General features: G+C 54.8%; 18 protein-coding genes and 3 tRNA genes. 12 read left to right on the plus strand and 9 right to left on the minus strand.

The features are described 5' to 3' along the window. The first annotated feature begins 233 nt into the window (after window positions 1-233). Window positions 234-1,259, plus strand: coding sequence for an HTH-type transcriptional repressor PurR (purR, locus tag HX778_RS01485; protein WP_038473223.1), 1,026 nt, complete (start codon window positions 234-236; stop codon window positions 1,257-1,259). On the opposite strand, the gene punR is transcribed toward purR, so the two are convergent. Further along, on the minus strand, window positions 1,256-2,194 hold the full coding sequence (gene punR / locus HX778_RS01490; protein ID WP_176981131.1) for a DNA-binding transcriptional activator PunR: 939 nt from the start codon (window positions 2,192-2,194) through the stop codon (window positions 1,256-1,258). The genes purR and punR overlap by 4 nt on opposite strands. A 115-nt stretch (window positions 2,195-2,309) precedes the next feature. Here punR and punC point away from each other — a divergent pair, with 115 nt between their 5' ends. From punC to HX778_RS01505, 3 genes are all read left to right on the plus strand, one after another. After that, window positions 2,310-3,512, plus strand: coding sequence for a purine nucleoside transporter PunC (gene punC / locus HX778_RS01495; protein WP_176981132.1), 1,203 nt, complete (start codon window positions 2,310-2,312; stop codon window positions 3,510-3,512). Between the two features lie 297 nt (window positions 3,513-3,809). Further along, window positions 3,810-4,958, plus strand: a complete 1,149-nt coding sequence (gene cfa / locus HX778_RS01500; RefSeq protein ID WP_038473231.1) for a cyclopropane fatty acyl phospholipid synthase — start codon at window positions 3,810-3,812, stop codon at window positions 4,956-4,958. Window positions 4,959-5,184: 226 nt separating this feature from the next. Beyond that, complete coding sequence (locus tag HX778_RS01505) at window positions 5,185-6,576, plus strand: glycoside hydrolase family 1 protein (RefSeq protein WP_176981133.1); 1,392 nt, start codon at window positions 5,185-5,187, stop codon at window positions 6,574-6,576. A 49-nt stretch (window positions 6,577-6,625) separates the two neighbouring features. Here HX778_RS01505 and HX778_RS01510 read toward each other — a convergent pair whose 3' ends face one another. Then, window positions 6,626-7,270 (minus strand): riboflavin synthase, encoded by a 645-nt coding sequence (locus HX778_RS01510; protein WP_038473236.1) that lies wholly within the window; start codon window positions 7,268-7,270, stop codon window positions 6,626-6,628. 237 nt (window positions 7,271-7,507) lie between these two features. Between HX778_RS01510 and mdtK the strand changes: the two genes are divergently transcribed. The 4 genes from mdtK (at window position 7,508) to HX778_RS01530 (ending at window position 9,544) form a co-directional block, all read left to right on the plus strand. Then, complete coding sequence (gene mdtK / locus HX778_RS01515) at window positions 7,508-8,881, plus strand: MdtK family multidrug efflux MATE transporter (protein ID WP_038473238.1); 1,374 nt, start codon at window positions 7,508-7,510, stop codon at window positions 8,879-8,881. Window positions 8,882-9,035: 154 nt separating this feature from the next. After that, window positions 9,036-9,112: transfer RNA gene (locus HX778_RS01520), tRNA-Val, on the plus strand. 16 nt (window positions 9,113-9,128) lie between these two features. Beyond that, a tRNA-Val gene (locus HX778_RS01525) sits at window positions 9,129-9,205 on the plus strand. A 198-nt stretch (window positions 9,206-9,403) separates the two neighbouring features. Further along, window positions 9,404-9,544 carry a hypothetical protein gene (locus HX778_RS01530; RefSeq protein WP_144244023.1) on the plus strand — a complete coding sequence of 47 codons (141 nt, stop codon included), beginning with the start codon at window positions 9,404-9,406 and terminating at the stop codon, window positions 9,542-9,544. A gap of 35 nt (window positions 9,545-9,579) precedes the next feature. On the opposite strand, the gene HX778_RS01535 is transcribed toward HX778_RS01530, so the two are convergent. Next, window positions 9,580-9,978 carry a RidA family protein gene (locus HX778_RS01535; protein ID WP_038473241.1) on the minus strand — a complete coding sequence of 133 codons (399 nt, stop codon included), beginning with the start codon at window positions 9,976-9,978 and terminating at the stop codon, window positions 9,580-9,582. A 64-nt stretch (window positions 9,979-10,042) separates the two neighbouring features. Beyond that, entirely contained in the window at window positions 10,043-10,975 is a 933-nt protein-coding gene (locus HX778_RS01540; RefSeq protein WP_038473243.1) for an alpha/beta hydrolase, read from the minus strand. 72 nt (window positions 10,976-11,047) lie between these two features. Between HX778_RS01540 and HX778_RS01545 the strand changes: the two genes are divergently transcribed. The 4 genes from HX778_RS01545 to HX778_RS01560 all read left to right on the plus strand — a co-directional run bounded on the left by HX778_RS01545 (window position 11,048) and on the right by HX778_RS01560 (window position 14,631). Further along, window positions 11,048-11,974: a LysR family transcriptional regulator gene (locus tag HX778_RS01545; protein ID WP_052048960.1), complete on the plus strand. Its 927-nt coding sequence runs from the start codon at window positions 11,048-11,050 to the stop codon at window positions 11,972-11,974. 251 nt (window positions 11,975-12,225) lie between these two features. Beyond that, a tRNA-Val gene (locus HX778_RS01550) sits at window positions 12,226-12,302 on the plus strand. A 371-nt stretch (window positions 12,303-12,673) separates the two neighbouring features. Next, entirely contained in the window at window positions 12,674-14,086 is a 1,413-nt protein-coding gene (pykF, locus tag HX778_RS01555) for a pyruvate kinase PykF (RefSeq protein ID WP_038473246.1), read from the plus strand. 308 nt (window positions 14,087-14,394) lie between these two features. Further along, window positions 14,395-14,631 carry a major outer membrane lipoprotein gene (locus HX778_RS01560; RefSeq protein ID WP_008456504.1) on the plus strand — a complete coding sequence of 79 codons (237 nt, stop codon included), beginning with the start codon at window positions 14,395-14,397 and terminating at the stop codon, window positions 14,629-14,631. Between the two features lie 67 nt (window positions 14,632-14,698). Here HX778_RS01560 and HX778_RS01565 read toward each other — a convergent pair whose 3' ends face one another. The 5 genes from HX778_RS01565 to sufC form a co-directional block, all read right to left on the minus strand. Continuing rightward, window positions 14,699-15,697, minus strand: coding sequence for a L,D-transpeptidase family protein (locus HX778_RS01565; protein ID WP_176981134.1), 999 nt, complete (start codon window positions 15,695-15,697; stop codon window positions 14,699-14,701). A gap of 109 nt (window positions 15,698-15,806) precedes the next feature. Further along, window positions 15,807-16,223, minus strand: coding sequence for a cysteine desulfuration protein SufE (gene sufE, locus HX778_RS01570; protein ID WP_038473252.1), 417 nt, complete (start codon window positions 16,221-16,223; stop codon window positions 15,807-15,809). A gap of 11 nt (window positions 16,224-16,234) precedes the next feature. Then, a complete protein-coding gene (gene sufS / locus HX778_RS01575) occupies window positions 16,235-17,455 on the minus strand; it encodes a cysteine desulfurase SufS (protein ID WP_038473255.1) in 1,221 nt (406 codons plus the stop codon). Then, window positions 17,452-18,732: a Fe-S cluster assembly protein SufD gene (gene sufD, locus HX778_RS01580; RefSeq protein ID WP_038473257.1), complete on the minus strand. Its 1,281-nt coding sequence runs from the start codon at window positions 18,730-18,732 to the stop codon at window positions 17,452-17,454. The genes sufS and sufD overlap by 4 nt, the downstream gene beginning before the upstream one ends. Next, window positions 18,707-19,453 (minus strand): Fe-S cluster assembly ATPase SufC, encoded by a 747-nt coding sequence (gene sufC, locus HX778_RS01585; protein WP_038473260.1) that lies wholly within the window; start codon window positions 19,451-19,453, stop codon window positions 18,707-18,709. The genes sufD and sufC overlap by 26 nt, the downstream gene beginning before the upstream one ends. Window positions 19,454-19,459 lie beyond the last annotated feature (6 nt).

Here is a 19,459-nt window from a genome sequence, read left to right on the forward strand (position 1 = left end):
ATAAAAATCCTGCTGGTTTTGCACAGATATCGGTTTTCCCTCTTCCACTTTGCCCCGGGATAAGCCAAAATCCTTCGCTAATTTACCGCGTATCGCCCGGCAACGCCCTCCTCCCGCTGTATGTCGCATCCCCGACAGGCCTGCAACCAACGTGTTGCCCCAGGAGTTAGCGAAGGCAAACGTTTAACACATGAGTTATCAGGAGTTTACGATATGGTCTGGAGTGACATCTAATGGCAACCATTAAGGACGTAGCGAAGCGCGCAAACGTTTCCACTACCACTGTGTCACATGTCATTAACAAGACCCGTTTTGTGGCGGAAGAGACGCGCAACGCCGTCTGGGCAGCTATCAAAGAGCTGCACTATTCGCCGAGCGCCGTGGCGCGCAGCCTGAAGGTCAACCACACCAAATCGATTGGCCTGCTCGCTACCTCCAGCGAAGCGCCCTATTTTGCTGAAATTATCGAGTCGGTTGAGAACAGCTGCTTCGCCAAAGGCTACACCCTGATCCTCGGCAACGCGCACAACAACTTTGAGAAGCAGCAAGCCTACCTGTCGATGATGGCGCAAAAACGCGTCGATGGCCTGCTGGTCATGTGCTCCGAATATCCACAGACCCTGCTCTCTACGCTGGAAGAGTACCGTCATATTCCTATGGTGGTGATGGACTGGGGCGAAGCCCGCGCCGATTTTACCGACTCCGTGGTCGATAACGCCTTCCACGGCGGTTATCTCGCAGGCCGTTACCTGATTGAGCGCGGACACCGCGACATCGGTGCGATCCCGGGCCAGCTGGAGCGTAACACCGGCGGTGGTCGTCACGCTGGCTTCCTGAAAGCGCTTGAAGAAGCCAATATCAAAGTGCCGGAAAATTGGGTGGTTCAGGGCGACTTCGAGCCGGAATCTGGCTATCGCGCCATGCAGCAGCTGCTTAATCAACCGCATCGTCCTACTGCGGTCTTCTGCGGCGGCGATATTATGGCAATGGGTGCGATTTGCGCAGCGGATGAGATGGGGCTGCGCGTGCCGCAGGATATCTCGATTATCGGCTACGATAACGTGCGCAACGCCCGCTATTTCTCTCCGGCGCTGACCACAATCCATCAGCCAAAAGAACGCCTCGGTGAAACGGCCTTTAACATGCTGCTCGACCGCATTATCAACAAACGGGAAGAGTCGCAGACCATAGAAGTCCATCCTCGCCTCATCGAACGCCGCTCGGTGGCCGACGGCCCGTTCCGCGATTACCGCCGCTAAGCCTCTTCAGGAGCCCGGGATTCGTTCCCCGGCTCCTGGAGCCATTCCTGATTCATCGTCTCACTGTCCCCTAAATAGTCCAGCAGCCAGCTCAACGCAGGCGAGGCGTCATCCTGCCGCCACGTCAGGCAACAGGCCGCATCCGGGAACGGGTTCTCCAGCCTCAACTCTTTCCAGTCGCCACGTTCGAGCCACGGTTTCGCAATGTGCGTGGGCACCATGCCAATGCATAATCCTGCCGTCAGGCAATCGGCGCCCGACGCCCAGTCCGGCACCACCACGCGGCGCTGGTTGTCCAGAAGCCAGGTAATGCGCTTGGGCAACGAGCGGGACGTGTCCTCCAGCACCAGCGACGGCCAGGGCCGAATTTCATCATCAAGGATGATCTCCTCGTGTTGCGCAAGCGGATGGTCTGCCGCCACCACGCAGCGCCAGCTCAGTGCGCCCATGTCCCGAAACGCGTAGCGCCCTCCGACGGGGATCGCCTGCGTTGCGCCTATCGCCGCCTCAACGCGCCCGTCCGCCAGCGCATCCCACACGCCGTTGAAAACCTCCTGAAACACCCTCAGCTCGATGTCCGGGAAATGACGATAAAAATCGAGCACTAGCTGGCGAGTACGCTCCGGCTTCACGATATTATCTACCGCGATGGAGAGATGCCCGCGCCAGCCGTTGGCTATCTGCTGGCACTGCTGGCGCGTTGCCATCATTTTTTTGATAACAGAACGCCCTTCTTTAAGAAAGAAAGCCCCAGCGGCGGTCAGCTCAACGTCCCGATGACGTCGTTCAAACAGCGGTACGGCCAGCCACTCTTCAAGTTGGCGCACGGTATAGCTGATGGCAGAAGGCACACGATGCAACTCCTGCGCTGCCCCGCTGAAACTGCCGTTGCGCGCCACGGCATCCACGACTTCGAGAGAATATTCAGACCACATGTTTTTTGCCTGCAAAAAATTTGAATGCAACGCGCAAATATTAGCGTTTCACAAGCGGTTTTGCACTCCGTAGACTCCTGCCCCGTTAACCTGCTATCAAAATCAAGAGTGAAATATGCAACCATCAAAGGGATTTCTTATCTGGCTGGCTGGCCTGAGCGTACTCGGCTTTCTCGCCACAGACATGTACCTGCCCGCCTTTGCGGCCATTCAGCAAGACCTGGGGACTAACGCCTCGGCGGTGAGCGCCAGCCTGAGCCTGTTCCTGGCGGGCTTTGCCTTTGCCCAGCTTGTCTGGGGGCCACTTTCCGATCGCTTCGGGCGTAAACCCGTGCTGCTGATTGGCCTGGCGATGTTTGCCGTCGGCTGCATCGGGATGCTTTGGGTGCGGGATGCAACGTCGCTTCTGGTCCTGCGTTTTATCCAGGCCGTGGGCGTTTGTTCCGCCGCGGTCAGCTGGCAGGCGCTGGTAACCGACTATTACCCGGCCAACCGTGCAGGCCGTATCTTTGCCACGATTATGCCGCTGGTAGGGCTTTCTCCGGCGCTGGCACCGCTGCTGGGAAGCTGGCTGCTGAACCATTTTGAATGGCAGGCCATTTTTGCCGTACTGTTTGCCATCGCTTTGCTGCTGATGATCCCTACGCTACGCCTCAAGCCTCGTACTCAGCACCACGAGCAAACCGCAGACAACAAGGTCAGCTTCTTCTCTTTATTACGCTCTCGTATTTACGGCGGTAACGTGCTGATTTACGCCGCCTGCTCCGCCAGCTTCTTCGCCTGGCTGACCGGCTCGCCGTTTATCCTGAATGAGATGGGCTACGGCCCGGCAGCGATTGGCCTGAGCTATATGCCGCAGACGGTCGCTTTCCTGGTGGGCGGCTATGGCTGCCGCAGCGCGCTGCAAAAATGGAACGGCAAGCAACTGCTGCCGTGGCTGCTAGCGCTTTATGCCCTGAGCGTTGTGGCGACGTGGGGCGTGGCGGTCAGCGGCTATGCTGACCTGACGCTGTTGCTGATCCCGTTCTGCATCATGGCTGCGGCAAACGGTGCCATCTACCCGATCGTTGTCGCCTCTGCGCTGCTGCCGTTCCCGCAGGCAACCGGGAAAGCAGCAGCGCTGCAAAACACCCTTCAGCTTGGGCTTTGCTTCCTCGCAAGCCTGATGGTTTCCTGGCTGGTGACGACCCCGCTTATCACCACCACCAGCGTGATGCTGGCGACTATCCTGCTTGCCGCGCTGGGGTATGCCCTGCAGAAAACAGCGGATCGAGAGGCTGAAAGCAAAACGCGCCGCGAGTTTTCTAACGCACAGTAACAGCAGCGATAATGTGAATGTTGTGTGATTAGCTTGCTAACAATATTCCGTTGAACCCTCAATAAAACGGGCTTATAGTAATGGCGGTTCTGCTATAAGCCTTATCAATTTTATTTTTGCGGAAGCCGGAGCGCTTCCGTTTTTCCATGGATGGCCTTTCAGTAAGGGAGAATCCTTCCTTTCTCTGTTCTACGTCGGATATCAGGCACGCGGATTTTTCCGTGAGAGTTCTCACAAGCCGTGAATAGCGTCTACGCTGTTTTAAGGTTCTGATCACAACAAGGTGATGGAGAAGCTATGAGTTCATCGTGTATAGAAGAAGTGAGCGTACGAGATAACGAATGGTATCGTATCGCAAATGAAATGCTGAGTCGGGCAGGTATTACGCTCAACGGCTCAAACCCTTTCGATATTCAGGTTAAAAACCCGGATTTTTTTAAACGCGTTCTGCAGGAAGGTTCCCTCGGCCTTGGCGAAAGCTATATGGACGGCTGGTGGGAATGCGAACGGCTGGATATCTTTTTCACCAAAGTCCTGCGCGCCGGGCTGGAAAATCAACTGCCCCATCATTTCAAAGATACCCTGCGTATCGCGGCGGCAAGGCTGGTTAACCTGCAGTCGAAGAAACGCGCCTGGATAGTCGGCAAAGAGCATTACGATCTTGGCAACGACCTGTTCAACCGGATGCTCGACAAGCACATGCAGTATTCCTGCGGCTACTGGAAAGAAGCCACCAATCTCAGCGAAGCGCAGGACGCCAAGCTCAAAATGATCTGCGAAAAACTTCAGCTTAAACCCGGCATGAAGCTGCTGGACATCGGCTGTGGTTGGGGCGGTCTTGCCGAGTATGCCGCGCGAAACTACGACGTTTCAGTCTTCGGCGTCACCATCTCTGCGGAACAACAAAAAATGGCGCAGGCGCGCTGCAAAGGCCTGGATGTGACCATCCTTCTGCAGGATTACCGCGACCTGAATGAGCAATTTGACCGCATTGTCTCCGTCGGGATGTTTGAGCACGTTGGGCCAAAAAATTATGCCACCTACTTTGAGGTTGCCGACCGCAATCTCAAACCAGACGGTATTTTCCTGCTGCACACGATAGGTTCTAAAAAGACCGACAACAACGTCGATCCGTGGATTAATAAGTACATTTTCCCTAACGGTTGCCTGCCTTCTGTGCGTCAGATTGCCGACGCCAGCGAGCCGCATTTTGTGATGGAAGACTGGCACAACTTCGGCGCCGACTATGACAAAACGCTGATGGCCTGGCACGAACGTTTTCTCGCCAGCTGGCCGGAAATCGCCGATAACTACTCTGAACGCTTTAAAAGGATGTTTAGCTACTACCTGAACGCCTGCGCCGGTGCTTTCCGGGCACGCGATATCCAACTTTGGCAGGTAGTCTTCAGCCGCGGCATCGAGCACGGTCTGCGCGTTCCTCGCTAAAACCAGCCCGGCGTTTGCCGGGTTTTTTCATTTTCAATTGTCTCTCCTTGCGCACCAATGTGATTAGCCTCACAGGTTTAGGCCTGTCTGAGCGTGGCGGCTTGATCTGCTTAACAGATATCGTTTCCTGCCATAGAAACCGGTTTCATCAATCACAGACAATCACGACATTGAGCGAATAAATGATTGCCTGTCGGAGATGACAGGCCTGACCGTGAGGATAACGATGAAATACGCATTTCCTGAGCATTTCTGGTGGGGCAGCGCCGCTTCCGGCCCACAAACCGAAGGTGAAGCGCTGAATTTTGGCAAGTCTGAAACCATCTGGGATCGATGGTTCGTCGAGCAGCCGAACCGTTTCCACCACGGCGTCGGGCCGCAAAATACCTCCACGTTCTATCAGCGCTGGAAGCAGGACATCGCCCTGCTGAAAAAGCTCAACCATAATACCTTCCGCACCTCGATATCCTGGGCTCGCCTGATCCCGGACGGCACCGGCGAAGTCAACCCGCTGGCGGTGGAGTTCTACAATAAGGTGATTGACGAGCTGTTAGCCCAGGGCATTAAGCCGTTTATTAACCTGTACCATTTTGATATGCCAATGGTGATGCAGGAAAAAGGCGGCTGGGAAAGCCGTGAAGTGGTTGACGCTTATGCCGCCTACGCCAATACCTGCTTTGAACTGTTCGGCGACCGCGTGAAGCACTGGTTTACCTTTAACGAGCCGGTTGTGCCGGTTGAATGCGGCTACCTCTATGACTACCACTACCCTAACGTGGTGGATTTCAACCGCGCGGTAACCGTGGCCTACCACACCATGATTGCCCATGCGAAAGCGGTTAAGGCTTACCACGCGCGTAATGACGACGGTCAGATTGGCATCATTCTTAACTTAACGCCTTCTTACCCGCGCTCGCAGAACCCTGCAGACGTGAAGGCGGCAAACCTGGCTGACCTGATGTTCAACCGCAGCTTCCTCGACCCGGCGCTGCGTGGCGAATACCCTGCAGAGCTTATTGCCTTCCTGAAAGAGCACGATAAGCTGCCGGCCTGCCAGCCGGAAGATAAAGCCCTGCTTGCCGCAGGCGTCGTAGACCTGCTCGGCATTAACTACTACCAGCCGCGCCGCATTAAATGCCGCGACACGCTGGTTAACCCGGAGAGTCCGTTTATGCCGGAGTGGTTCTTTGAGTCCTATGAGATGCCTGGGCGCAAAATGAACCCTTATCGCGGCTGGGAGATTTACGAGCGTGGGATCTACGATATCCTGACCAATCTGCGCGAAAACTACGGCAACCCGGCCTGCTATATTTCAGAAAATGGCATGGGCGTGGAAAACGAGCAGCGCTTTATCAAGGCCGGGCAGATAGACGATGATTACCGCATCGATTTCGTCCGCGACCATCTGAAGTGGCTGCATAAAGGCATCAGCGAGGGCAGCAACTGTCTTGGCTACCATATGTGGACCTTTATTGATAACTGGTCCTGGTGCAACGCCTACAAAAACCGCTATGGATTTGTCTCGCTGGATCTCAATACCCAGCAGCGTACCATCAAGAAAAGCGGCGAATGGTTTATGAAAACCGCCGCAGAAAACGGGTTTAACGAGCAGGACTAACAAACAAAAACGGGGCCAAATGGCCCCGTTTTGTTATGGCTTGAAACGTTTATTCGCCGGCAGGAATTGCCGCCACCAGCGCCGCCTCGCGGCTGGCCAACACGCGCTCAACGGTGTCGACAATCGCCTGGGTCTGCGGGTCGATTTCAATGTTCACGCGCTGCCCCAGCTTTTTAGCGCCGAGAGTAGTACGCTCCAGCGTTTCTGGGATCAGGTGTACACAAAAACGCGTTGCCGTTACCTCACCCACCGTCAGGCTAATACCGTCGATGCCCACGTATCCTTTATAAAGGATGTATTTCATCAGGGCTTTATCCTGAATCTTAAACCAGATTTGGCGGTTATTTTCTGAGGTCAGAATTTTAGAAATTTCTGCCGTGGTCATAATATGGCCCGACATTAAATGGCCGCCGATTTCATCGTTAAATTTGGCCGCACGCTCTACGTTAACGCTGTCGCCCACGTTTAACTCACCGAGGTTGGTAATACGCAGCGTCTCTTTCATCAGGTCAAAGCTGACGTGATTCCCGTTAATTTCGGTCACCGTCAGGCAGCAGCCGTTGTGCGCTACCGAAGCACCGGTTTCAAGGTCTGGCAGCATTTCAGTTGGCATATCAATAACGTGGGTGCGGAAATTCGGTTTCTCATCGATGGAAACCAGGGTAGCCGTGCCCTGCACAATACCTGTAAACATCTAAAAACTCCTGGTAAATCACATGCGGTAACGCTACCGCCTTTAACAGACATTTTCGCACTTTAGCAGTTGGAAAATAAGCTTGCCAGCGCTCCTCGTGCTCACGCTATATTTTTGACTGGCGTATAAATAAACTCTCGCTACAATAGACTGGCTATCTCCCCTGTTCATCTTCTTGCTGCCTGTTTTGGCGGCTTTTTTAGTCTCTAATACATATAAAAATAATCAGGTGTAAACATGCAGAAGTACCTCACCGAAGCTCGCCAGCTCCTTGCTCTGGCGATACCTGTCATCATCGCGCAGGTCGCTCAAACCGCAATGGGATTCGTCGATACCGTCATGGCCGGTGGCTACAGCGCTACCGACATGGCGGCCGTTGCCATCGGCACCTCTATCTGGCTGCCCGCAATTCTCTTTGGCCACGGGCTGCTATTGGCCTTAACGCCAACCGTGGCGCAACTTAACGGCTCGGGCCGACGCGAGCGCATTGCGCACCAGGTTCGCCAGGGATTCTGGCTGGCCGGCATGGTCTCCGTGCTGGTGATGGTGGTGCTCTGGAACGCGGGCTATATCATTCATGCCATGCACAACATCGATCCGGAACTGGCGGATAAAGCCGTACGTTACCTGCGCGCGCTGCTTTGGGGGGCACCGGGTTATCTGTTCTTCCAGGTAGGACGTAACCAGTGCGAAGGCCTGGCAAAAACCAAGCCTGGCATGGTGATGGGCTTTATTGGCCTGCTGGTGAACATTCCGGTTAACTATATCTTTATTTACGGCCATTTCGGCATGCCGGAATTGGGCGGCGTGGGCTGCGGTGTGGCAACGGCGGCGGTTTACTGGGTGATGTTCTTCAGCATGCTTTCCTATATCAAGAAAGCCCGCTCGATGCGCGACATTAAAAACCCGGACGATTTCAGTAAACCGGACTGGGCGGTGCTTAAACGTTTAAGCCAGCTTGGGCTGCCGATTGCGCTGGCGTTATTCTTCGAAGTGACGCTGTTCGCCGTCGTCGCCCTGCTTGTGTCTCCACTCGGCATTACCGACGTTGCCGGCCACCAGATTGCGCTTAACTTTAGCTCGCTGATGTTTGTGTTACCGCTTTCATTAGGCGCAGCGGTGACCATCCGGGTTGGCTTCCGCCTTGGCCAGGGCTCAACCCTGGACGCGCAGGTCGCCGCCCGCACCGGCGTTGGCGTGGCGATTTGCCTGGCGATGTGTACGGCGCTGTTTACCGTCACCTTCCGCGAGCACATCGCACTGCTTTATAACGACAACCCGGCGGTTGTGGCGCTGGCTGCGCACCTGATGCTGCTGGCGGCGATTTATCAAATCTCCGACTCGATTCAGGTTATCGGCAGCGGCGTGCTGCGCGGCTATAAAGATACGCGTTCGATCTTCTTTATCACCTTTATCGCCTATTGGGTGCTCGGTCTGCCGAGCGGCTATGTGCTGGCGCTTACCGACTGGGTGGTTGAACCGATGGGGCCGGCAGGGTTCTGGATTGGCTTTATTGTCGGCCTGACCTCCGCCGCTATTCTGATGATGCTGCGCATGCGCTGGCTGCAACGTCAGCCTTCCGTCACTATACTGCAGCGTGCTGCACGTTAATTAAACAGAAGTGGCCGCGTCAGCGGCTACTTTCTCAACACTCTGCGCAGATGCTCGGCAATTGCGTGAAATCTGGAATAAAATTGCGAGTTTCCCCTTGCAAGCCCCGAGGTGTATCGCTAATATTCGTCCCCGCTGTCGCCAAGACAACAATGCGTTCATAGCTCAGTTGGTTAGAGCACCACCTTGACATGGTGGGGGTCGTTGGTTCGAGTCCAATTGAACGCACCATTTTCAGATATTCAGTGCGTCCGTAGCTCAGTTGGTTAGAGCACCACCTTGACATGGTGGGGGTCGGTGGTTCGAGTCCACTCGGACGCACCATATTTGCTAAAGCAGTTCCCTTCTGTATTCGCTTTTCTTCAACCTGATAAACTCCAAATTTCATTTTTACACGCAAGCCGTAGCGCATGAAAACGTCAATTTTAGCGTTTTGAGCGTCCGGCGGTGTTTTGGGATGCGAAAGCCCGAAAGGTTGCATATCATAAAGCGAGTTATTCACTAAACCACGACAGGTGACCTATGGAAATCGATCTCGATAATCTGGTTTTTTCCGGATTAGATGAAGCCGAAGCGCGCAACGCCGAGCGCCAGGAAGACGCAGACAAAAAAGCTCAGTCCGTAGTGGCCGATGACGACTGCGGCGACGCCTGCAAAATCTGATAAAAAGACCGGCTTACTCAGCCGGTTTTTTTATGCTACGCCAATCTTCTCACAGCAATACATTTCACTTCTACCAGCAGCCCCGGGCGAGCCAGTTCGGACACCCCGACGCAAGTCCAGGCACAGTGCCCTCTCGGGAATAGGGCATCTTTCACCTCCCGAAAAACATCCATATGTTCCTTCATGTCTACGTGGTAAGTCGTCATCTCCACGACATCCTCAAAGCTGCAGCCCGCTGCCTGCAGGACCAGACGCAGGTTTTCCCAACAGGCCATAAATTGCGCCCTTGGGTCAGTGATTACCTGTAAATCAGGCGAGCGCCCCACCTGACCCGCGCAATAAACCGTGTTGCCTACCACCACCGCGGGCGCATAACCCGCCCGCTCAGCAAGCACTTGCATGGACGGTGGCATAATAATTTCTCTGTCTGACACGACTTTCTCTCCCCATTATTCAAAGGCGCGCAATCCGCACGCCCGCAGATGAATCATTTTTATCTCACCCGATATTGCCCGGGTTTAGCGCATCTTCCAGGAATCTTATCGCGTTTCTCAGCGCCTGGTCTGCCTCCGGCAATATCCCGGCAAACAAATGCCAGACGTGAAACATTTCCGGCCAAACTTCCAGCGTGGTGCGAACCCGGCTTTCGCTCATGTGGGACGCAAGGCGAATGGCGTCGCTCAGCATCACCTCGTTTTCACCAACCTGTATCAGCGTGGGAGAAAGTCCTTGTACATCGGCAAAAACCGGAGAGGCGTCCGGATGTGTGGGCAGCTCTCCGGCAAGAAAACTTCGGGCCAGTTGGTTCAGGAAAGCTACGCTGCATAAAGGATCCAGCCCATCCCGAACCGTTGCAGATGCGCCGCTATGCGTTAAGTTAGCCCACGGCGAAATCGCCACGGCGGCGGCGGGTAATGCAAGGCCCGCATCGCGCGCTTTACGCATCAGCGTGACAACCATCGCGCCACCGGCAGAATCCCCCGAGATAGTCAGCGAGCGCGGATTTATACCCTGCTCAAGCAAGGTTCGGTAGGCCTGAAATACGTCATCAATTGGCGTCGGGAAAGGAAACTCAGGCGCCTGACGATAATCAACCGCAAACACTTTAGCCTTCAGGCCGCAAGCATAACGTCCGGTTAATCCCCGATAGGCTTCTACCCCACCGTGAACGTAGCCACCGCCATGAATGTAAAGCATCACCCGGCCATCAATGACCTCCGCAGGCGTGACCAACATTGTCCCAACGCCGCCCAGGCTGACGTGAGCAAAGGTTGCACCCTCCACGGCAGGGAACAATTTATCAAGCTGTTTCACATACTCAGCCCGAACCTCTTTCCAGTCGGTATCAGACTGGCCATACACCTTCTTCACAACCGGCCCGGCGGCTTTTATCCAGCCCTTAAGGGCTGCCTGGGCGTTATCAGGAAGCATTTATTTCTCCATTGTCTACTGTGATTAAACAAAAAAGATTATGCTCAATGATTTGACGAAAAGGGTTCACCAATGCCGATCCGCTCAGGCGCTAAAAACCATTCAGAACTCGATCTCGGCAGCCTGCGTGTTTTCGTGGCCATCGCGGAAAGCGGGAGCTTTGTCGCCGGAGGAAAAGCGCTGGGATTAACCCGTTCCGCCGCGGGTAAAGCGATTGCACGCCTCGAAGCACAGCTGGAAACACGACTATTTAACCGCACAACGCGAAGCGTCGCTCTGACCCGCGATGGCTACGGTTTTTATGAGCGCTGTGCGCAGATTTTGCAGGATATTGAAGAAGCAGAAGCCAGCATCCGGCAGAATTTTTCCAGCCCCAGCGGAGTGCTTCGGCTCAGCGTCCCGGAAACGTGGGGCAAAGTTGTGCTACTGCCCTTTCTGAAACACACCCTGGCGACGTGGCCCCGGCTGGATATTGAAGTCAACTTCACCGACCGCGTGGTGGACCTCGTCGCAGAGGGGTTCGATCTCAGCCTACGACTGGGCAATTTGCCGAAAGATTCGCAGCTTATTGCACGAACCGTGCAGCGCATTCGCCCTCATCTTTTTGCCTCTCCGGACTATCTGGCCAGCTCTGGCGTGCCGGGCGTGCCGGAAGATCTTCGCCTGCACCAGCGCCTGATTTACGGCCTGAGCCCGCAAACGGCTGACTGGACGCTGTTCACGGCCGGCAATGAAAACGTGGTGGTTGAAGGGCACAGCAGGATCCGCTTCGACAGTGGAGAAGCTATTTGCGCCGCCGCTGTTGCAGGCTTAGGCATCGCTTTTCTGCCTGCTTTTCTGGTGGCCCGGTATGTCGCAGAGGGCACTCTGGTGCCTGTGCTGCCAGAATCAGGCGGCGCGCCTCTGAGCATGAACGTGGTGTACCCTAATCGAAAACATCTGCCGGCCAAAGTCAGGCTGTTTATCGACAGCCTGGTGGAGCATCTAGCCACACGCTGACAGACAGAAAATGCGGCGCCCATAATGGTCCTCATGAGATTGTCCCCCGCGTTTGCCTGATACACGTTTTGGCGGCCGCGGCGCGAATAAAGCCAGCCAGAACAATAACTAAAAAGCTCAAACATTCATCAGACGGCAAAAACAGGGCTTGTCAACGCCCAAATCGCCAGTCATAATAATGTCACTTCCCGCTGTGGAAGTTAAAAAAGTAACAAACTCAATGACTTACTTTTTTATCAGTCATACCCAGTGCGTTCATAGCTCAGTTGGTTAGAGCACCACCTTGACATGGTGGGGGTCGTTGGTTCGAGTCCAATTGAACGCACCATTTCTTTTTCTTTTCATTACTTCCGAAACCCCACAAACATCTTGCAACGCCCCGATAACAACTCGCTGTAAAACTGTGCACTCCGTCGCTGAATCAGCGGTTTTGGTTCCTTTTCCACTCAACTTTATCTATACTACGCGCGTTCTTAACTTGAATGGTTTCAGCTCATTGGACTCCTTTTTTATACAACAACATTGTCTGACGCTTTCCCCGGCTGAACCACAAGCACACTTTCCTCTGCACGCTTTATTTCTGTCACCTATCCTTACCAGGTGCCACGTTCAACACCACAGTATTCTTTTAAGCTCCGGCAGCCCTGTCTTCCGGAACCGAGTTTTAACAATCCTCCTCAACTTATAGATAAGACTGTCATGAAAAAGACTAAAATCGTTTGCACCATCGGTCCAAAAACCGAATCTGAAGAGATGCTGACCAAAATGCTCGACGCGGGCATGAACGTAATGCGTCTGAACTTCTCCCACGGTGACTATGAAGAACACGGTCAGCGCATCAAAAACCTGCGCAATGTAGTCGCTAAAACCGGTAAAAAAGCCGCTATCCTGCTGGACACCAAAGGCCCAGAAATCCGTACCATCAAGCTGGAAGGCGGTAACGACGTTGCGCTGAAAGCCGGTCAAACCTTTACCTTCACCACCGACAAATCCGTAGTCGGTAACAGCGAAATCGTTGCGGTAACCTACGAAGGTTTCACCAACGATCTGTCCGTTGGCAACACCGTACTGGTCGATGATGGCCTGATTGGCATGGAAGTTACCGCCATCGAAGGTAACAAAGTAATTTGTAAAGTGCTGAACAACGGCGACCTGGGCGAGAACAAAGGCGTTAACCTGCCGGGCGTGTCCATCGCGCTGCCAGCGCTGGCTGAAAAAGACAAACAAGACCTGATCTTCGGCTGCGAGCAGGGCGTTGACTTCGTGGCTGCTTCCTTCATCCGTAAGCGTTCTGACGTGGTTGAAATTCGTGAGCACCTGAAGGCTCACGGCGGCGAGAAGATCCAGATCATCTCCAAAATTGAAAACCAGGAAGGCCTGAACAACTTCGACGAAATCCTCGAAGCGTCTGACGGCATCATGGTTGCTCGTGGCGACCTGGGCGTTGAAATCCCGGTTGAAGAAGTTATCTTCGCGCAGAAGATGATGATCGAGAAATGTGTTCGTGCACGTAAAGTGGTTATCACCGCGACCCAGATGCTCGACTCTATGATCAAAAACCCACGCCCTACCCGTGCGGAAGCCGGTGACGTTGCTAACGCCATCATCGACGGCACCGACGCAGTTATGCTGTCCGGTGAGTCTGCAAAAGGTAAATACCCGCTGGAAGCTGTGACCATCATGGCAACCATCTGCGAACGTACCGACCGCGTGATGAGCAGCCGTCTGGACAACAACAACGACAGCCGTAAACTGCGCATCACCGAAGCCGTTTGCCGTGGCGCTGTTGAAACCGCAGAGAAGCTGGAAGCGCCGCTGATCGTGGTTGCCACCCAGGGCGGTAAATCCGCGAAGGCCGTGCGTAAATACTTCCCTAACGCGACCATCCTGGCGCTGACCACCAACGAAGTGACCGCGCGTCAGCTGGTGCTGAGCAAAGGCGTTGTGACGCAGATGGTGAAAGAAATTGCCTCTACCGACGACTTCTATCGTATGGGTAAAGAAGTGGCGCTGGAAAGCGGCCTGGCTCGCAAAGGCGACATCGTGGTGATGGTTTCTGGCGCGCTGGTCCCAAGCGGCACCACCAACACCGCGTCGGTACATGTTCTGTAATTGACTTGTTAACAAGTTTAATTGCCAAAAAGCGCCTTCGGGCGCTTTTTTTATATCCGCAGCAAACAGATCTTAATAAAAAAGCAAATCGAATTTTACTATTTAAGCCTGCTTTTTATTAAGATGAATCCGATGAAACTCCCCTGTTTTCTCTGTTTTTTTTAACTTTCCGGCTCGGTTCGGTGCTTCTTTGAGCGAACGATCAAATTTAAGGGTATTCCCAACAAAAATTTATTCTCATCACAAAAAAGTTTGTGTAATACTTGTAACGCTACATGGAGATTAACTCAATCTAGAGGGTATTAATAATGAATCGTACTAAACTGGTACTGGGCGCGGTAATCCTGGCTTCTACTATGCTGGCAGGTTGTTCTTCTAACGCTAAAATCGATCAACTGTCTTCTGACGTTCAGACTCTGAACGCTAAAGTTGATCAGCTGAGCAACGACGTGAACGCAGTGCGTTCTGACGTTCAGGCTGCTAAAGACGACGCAGCTCGCGCTAACCAGCGTCTGGACAACCAGGCTCACTCTTACCGTAAGTAAGAGTCACTGGTATAAAATGGCGCACAATGTGCGCCATTTTTTTTGCCTGTCGTTTTACCTCTTATCGCTACTGCGTGGCGCTCGTCGCCTCTTCCGCATTCACCACCCCATTCTTAGCCGACTGCACGGCTATCGCCGCCGCAGGCGTTTGCCCGGCTGACACAACCACCGGATAGCCTGCACGCCTGTACAGCGCCTTCTCCACTAAAGGTTTATCCACGCCGTCACCGCCACGGAATTCGCTAAAGCCGGCCGGCAGCACGTAAGGCATGGTTTGGGTATTCTGCTGCTCATCATGGGAAAGCGGCCGATGCACTTCGACATAGCGCACGCCGTTTGGCTCAACGGAGAATTTAACCGGATCGTTAATCACCCGTACCGGCGTCCCCGTTCTTGCCTGCTCGAACAGCGCCTTAATATCAGGCGCGTTCATCCTGATGCACCCTGAACTCACGCGCAGCCCAACGCTGTCCGGGGCACTGGTGCCGTGGATCAGATATTCCCCGTTACCATATGCCAGACGCATGGCAAAACGCCCCAGCGGGTTATTTGGCCCCGCGGGCACGACAGGCGGCAGCTTGATCCCTCTCTCCAGCGAACGTTGGCGAATACCCGCCGTCGGGGTCCAGGTTGGATTAGGGATTTTTTGCCCGATTTTCGTGGTCATCAGCGGCGTTTCCAGCCCCTGCAGGCCGATGCCAATCGGGTAAACCTGCACGATATTCTGGCCCGGCGGGAAGTAATAGAGTCGCAGTTCGGCCAGATTCACCACGATGCCTTCACGCGGGACATCGGGCAACAGAAGCTGACTGGGAATGGTCAGCACCGTGCCGGACCTGGGCACCGGCGCGATGGTGTTATTCGCCTCAAGCAGCAGCATCGCGCCGGTGTCAAAACGCCGGGCAATGGCCTGCAGGTTACGATCGCCTTCCTGGACGGTATAAGTCTGGTTTTGACCAATCAGGCGGCTGCCTTCTGGCGGTAAGGGATAATCAAGGGCTAAAGCGGGTTGAATGGCGCTAAGCGCGCCGATGATGGCGAGTGTGAGTAAAGACGCGTATTTCATACTTTTTATTCCTGTAGTCGCGCTGGCGGGCGCCAGCAGGCTGAAAACAAGCGAGGCGGAAAACCACCTCGCAAAACAGGACCATAGGTATGATTAAGTTTAGCTAAACTTAGCTGAGAGTGGAGGCTTTGTTGCGAATTGAGCGAATCATCGCTTCCAGCCCCTGGGAACGGGACGGCGTCAGGTGCTGAGCGAGCGCCATTTTTTCAAACCACGGTCGCACATCAAAGGCCACGATATCCTGCGGCGTCATCTGCTGATAGAGAATAAACACGATAGCGATAAGCCCCTTAACAATAGCGGCATCGCTGTCACCTTCCAGCATAATCACCCCGTCAGGCTGCTGGTGCATGACTATCCACACCTGACTCTGGCAGCCCTGAATAATGTTCTCCGGCTTGTGCTGGTCCGCCGCCAGTTCCGGCAGGCGGCTACCCAGTTCAATAATGTAGAGATACTTCTCTTCCCAGTTCGCACAGCGGCTGAAGTTTTTTAGCAGTTTTTCTTTATCCGGCAGCGTGGCCATGACCGTCTCCGTTATCCTAACAGGCTGTGGATACGCTGCAGGCCAGCGACCAGGCGATCCACTTCTTGCTCGGTATTGTACATGGCAAAAGCGGCACGGCACATGGCAGGCACGTTGTAAAACGCCATCAACGGCATCGCGCAATGGTGACCGGTACGCACCGCAATGCCGTAGTTGTCGAGAAAGCTGCCGACGTCATAGGCATGGTGTTTACCGAGATTGAATGCGAGCACGCCACGGCGTTCGTCAGGGCCATAAACGACCAGGTCAGGAACGGCCTTGAGCGCGTTTTGAGCGTAGCGCATTAACGAGCGCTCATACTCGCCAATCGCCTCCATACCGAGCCCCTCAACGTAGCTCAGCGCGGCACCCAGCCCGATGATACCGGCCGTGTTTGGCGTACCCGCTTCAAAGCGCCACGGCGCTGCGGCGTAGGTTGTGCCTTCGGTCAGGCTGACCGTGGCAATCATCGAACCCCCGCCTTCCCACGGCGGCATATCCTGCAGAATGCTCTCCCTGACATAGAGCACGCCGATGCCGGTCGGCCCATAAATTTTGTGCCCGGAGAAGAGATAAAAATCACAGTCCAGCGCCGCCACGTCGGTCACGTGGTGCATTACGGCCTGCGCGCCGTCCACCAGCACTTTAACGCCAGCCTGATGAGCCGTGGCTATCATCTCTTTGACTGGATTCTCGGTGCCAAGCACGTTAGAAACGTGCGTAATGGCCAATAACTTTGTGCGCTCGTCGATAAGCGTCGGGAAAACCTCAAGCTGCAGCGTACCGTCCTGGTTCAGCGGGATAACGCGCAGATCCGCGCCGGTACGTTCACACAGCATCTGCCACGGCACGATGTTAGCGTGATGCTCCATGGCGCTAATGATGATGTTATCCCCGGCCTGCACGTTGGCGTTGCCCCAGCTGTTGGCCACGAGGTTTATCCCCTCGGTGGTGCCACGGACAAAGACAATTTCTTCCGGTTTAGCGGCGTTGATGAACCGTGCCGTCTGGCTACGCACGTTTTCCATCAGCGTGGTAGCTTCTGCACTCAGCGTGTGAATGCCGCGATGCACCGCAGCGTAGCCGTTGCGGTAAAACTCAAGCTCGGCGTCAATCACCGCCTGCGGTTTCTGCGCGCTGGCAGCGCTGTCGAGGTAGGCCAGCGGCTGCCCGTTGACCTCGCGGCTCAGGATGGGGAAATCCGCCCTGACCTGCTCAATTGAAAAACTCATGCCTTGCCCCCTGCAAAGCGCCGGGCGATACGCGCCAGCACCTGCTGTTTTAAGGCCTCGTCGCGAATACTTTCGGTAAGCTCTGCGGCGAAGGCGAAGATAATCATCTGCTGCGCGGCCCGTTCGCTAATACCGCGCGAGCGCAGGTAGAACATCTGTTCGTCGTCAATACGCCCAATGGTCGCACCGTGGCTGCACTTCACGTCATCGGCGTAGATTTCCAGCTGCGGCTTGGTGTCCACTTCCGCAAGACGGCCAAGCAGCAGGTTGTTGTTGGTCATCTGCCCGTCGGTTTTAATCGCGTGCTGGGCCACTTTGATCATGCCGTTAAACACCGCGCGGCCTTTATCACGCACGATAGTTTTATGCAGCTGACGGCTGTTGCAATAACCCTTGTTGTGCTCAAGCCAGGTTCGGGTATCGCACACTTCGTTATTCACCGGCAGCGCAAGGCTGTTGATGTGCAGCTGGTTGTTCTCGCCGTTAAGCTGCGTGCTGGTGTTGTGGCGCAGTACCGCCGCCCCCAACAAGAAGCTGTTACTGTGAACCGTCGAGTCCTGCTCAATCAGCAGATCGTTGTGGGCAAAGTGGTAGCTGGCCGCATTTTCAAACGCCAGCTTATAGTGGTTAAGCTGCGCGTTGGCGGCCACTTCGACGGTAAATCGCGAGCCGGTAAAATGTGCCGCATCGTCAAGGCTGACAAAGTGCTCTATCACCGTGGCCTGAGCACCCTGCTCAAGCACCAGATGGTGACGATAATGCGCCGTCGCCATCTCCTGCCCTGCGCTACCGCGAGTAACGTGCATCAGCAGCAGCGTTTTCGCAGGTTGGGTGTTACGCGCCACGCGGATATGCGTCACCGTCTCCGCCAGGCTTTCCGTAAGATGCAGGAAAACTTCACCCTGTACCGGCGCCGGCAGCGTTTGCCTGTCATCGTCGATGCTAATCGCAAAGCCGCTGTCTGCCGCGTTATCGCTCAGCTCAGCGCTGAAATGCCCGTCAACAAACACCAGCCGCAGCGCATCTACCGGCAAAGCCAGGTCATCACGCTGCTGCGCGCTCAATGGCGACTGTGGCGCGAGCACAAACTGGTTGTTCAGCAGGCCGTCGAGCGGCGTGTATTTCCAGTTTTCATGCTTGCGCGTCGGCAGCCCCAGACGCAGCAGCTGCTGCATATGCTGCTGGGCTACCTGCGAGCGCCCGGTCCCCTGTGCCTCAAACAGATGATGCCACTGCTGGAGGGCGTTGCCGTTACTGCTGTTCGGTAAGCCAGCCATAACCCTGCTCCTCCAGTTGTTTCACCAGGCTGAAATCGCCAGATTTAACGATGCGCCCCTGATACAGCACGTGAACAAAGTCAGGCTTGATGTAGTCCAGAATGCGCTGGTAGTGGGTGACCACGATGAATGAGCGTTTGCCGTCGCGCAGCGAGTTAACGCCCTCGGCGACAATCTTCAGGGCATCGATGTCCAGCCCGGAGTCGGTTTCATCGAGAATGCACAGCTCCGGCTCCAGCACCGCCATCTGCAGAATATCGTTACGCTTCTTCTCCCCGCCGGAGAAGCCGACGTTCACCGAACGGGTGAGCAAATCTTCCGGCATTTGCAGCAGCTTGATTTTCTCTTCCATCAAATCCTGGAAGTCGAAACGGTCCAGCGACTCCAGGCCACGGTATTCACGCACCGCATTCAGAGCGGTTTGCAGGAAGAACTGGTTGCTGACGCCGGGAATTTCCACCGGATACTGGAAGGCCATAAAGATGCCTTCACCGGAACGGTCTTCCGGCGACAGCTCCAGCAAATCTTTGCCCTTGAACTGAACCGAGCCGCCGGTCACCTCGTAGTCTTCACGCCCGGCAAGCGTGGCGGACAGGGTACTTTTGCCGGAGCCGTTCGGCCCCATGATGGCGTGGACTTCGCCAGGCTTCACTTCGAGGTTTAAGCCACGCAGGATCTCTTTGTCCTCAACGCTGACCTGTAAATCTTTAATGCTTAACATAGTTTT

The sequence above is a fragment of the Cedecea sp. P7760 genome, assembly GCF_013386425.1.
Lineage (GTDB): Bacteria > Pseudomonadota > Gammaproteobacteria > Enterobacterales > Enterobacteriaceae > Cedecea > Cedecea selenatireducens.

Coding starts and splice junctions, on each gene's coding strand:
- purR (WP_038473223.1), top strand. CDS start 234: ATGGCAACCATTAAGGACGTAGCGAAGCGCGCAAACGTTTCCACTACC.
- punR (WP_176981131.1), bottom strand. CDS start 2,194: ATGTGGTCTGAATATTCTCTCGAAGTCGTGGATGCCGTGGCGCGCAAC.
- punC (WP_176981132.1), top strand. CDS start 2,310: ATGCAACCATCAAAGGGATTTCTTATCTGGCTGGCTGGCCTGAGCGTA.
- cfa (WP_038473231.1), top strand. CDS start 3,810: ATGAGTTCATCGTGTATAGAAGAAGTGAGCGTACGAGATAACGAATGG.
- HX778_RS01505 (WP_176981133.1), top strand. CDS start 5,185: ATGAAATACGCATTTCCTGAGCATTTCTGGTGGGGCAGCGCCGCTTCC.
- HX778_RS01510 (WP_038473236.1), bottom strand. CDS start 7,270: ATGTTTACAGGTATTGTGCAGGGCACGGCTACCCTGGTTTCCATCGAT.
- mdtK (WP_038473238.1), top strand. CDS start 7,508: ATGCAGAAGTACCTCACCGAAGCTCGCCAGCTCCTTGCTCTGGCGATA.
- HX778_RS01530 (WP_144244023.1), top strand. CDS start 9,404: ATGGAAATCGATCTCGATAATCTGGTTTTTTCCGGATTAGATGAAGCC.
- HX778_RS01540 (WP_038473243.1), bottom strand. CDS start 10,975: ATGCTTCCTGATAACGCCCAGGCAGCCCTTAAGGGCTGGATAAAAGCC.
- HX778_RS01545 (WP_052048960.1), top strand. CDS start 11,048: ATGCCGATCCGCTCAGGCGCTAAAAACCATTCAGAACTCGATCTCGGC.
- pykF (WP_038473246.1), top strand. CDS start 12,674: ATGAAAAAGACTAAAATCGTTTGCACCATCGGTCCAAAAACCGAATCT.
- HX778_RS01560 (WP_008456504.1), top strand. CDS start 14,395: ATGAATCGTACTAAACTGGTACTGGGCGCGGTAATCCTGGCTTCTACT.
- HX778_RS01565 (WP_176981134.1), bottom strand. CDS start 15,697: ATGAAATACGCGTCTTTACTCACACTCGCCATCATCGGCGCGCTTAGC.
- sufE (WP_038473252.1), bottom strand. CDS start 16,223: ATGGCCACGCTGCCGGATAAAGAAAAACTGCTAAAAAACTTCAGCCGC.
- sufS (WP_038473255.1), bottom strand. CDS start 17,455: ATGAGTTTTTCAATTGAGCAGGTCAGGGCGGATTTCCCCATCCTGAGC.
- sufD (WP_038473257.1), bottom strand. CDS start 18,732: ATGGCTGGCTTACCGAACAGCAGTAACGGCAACGCCCTCCAGCAGTGG.
- sufC (WP_038473260.1), bottom strand. CDS start 19,453: ATGTTAAGCATTAAAGATTTACAGGTCAGCGTTGAGGACAAAGAGATC.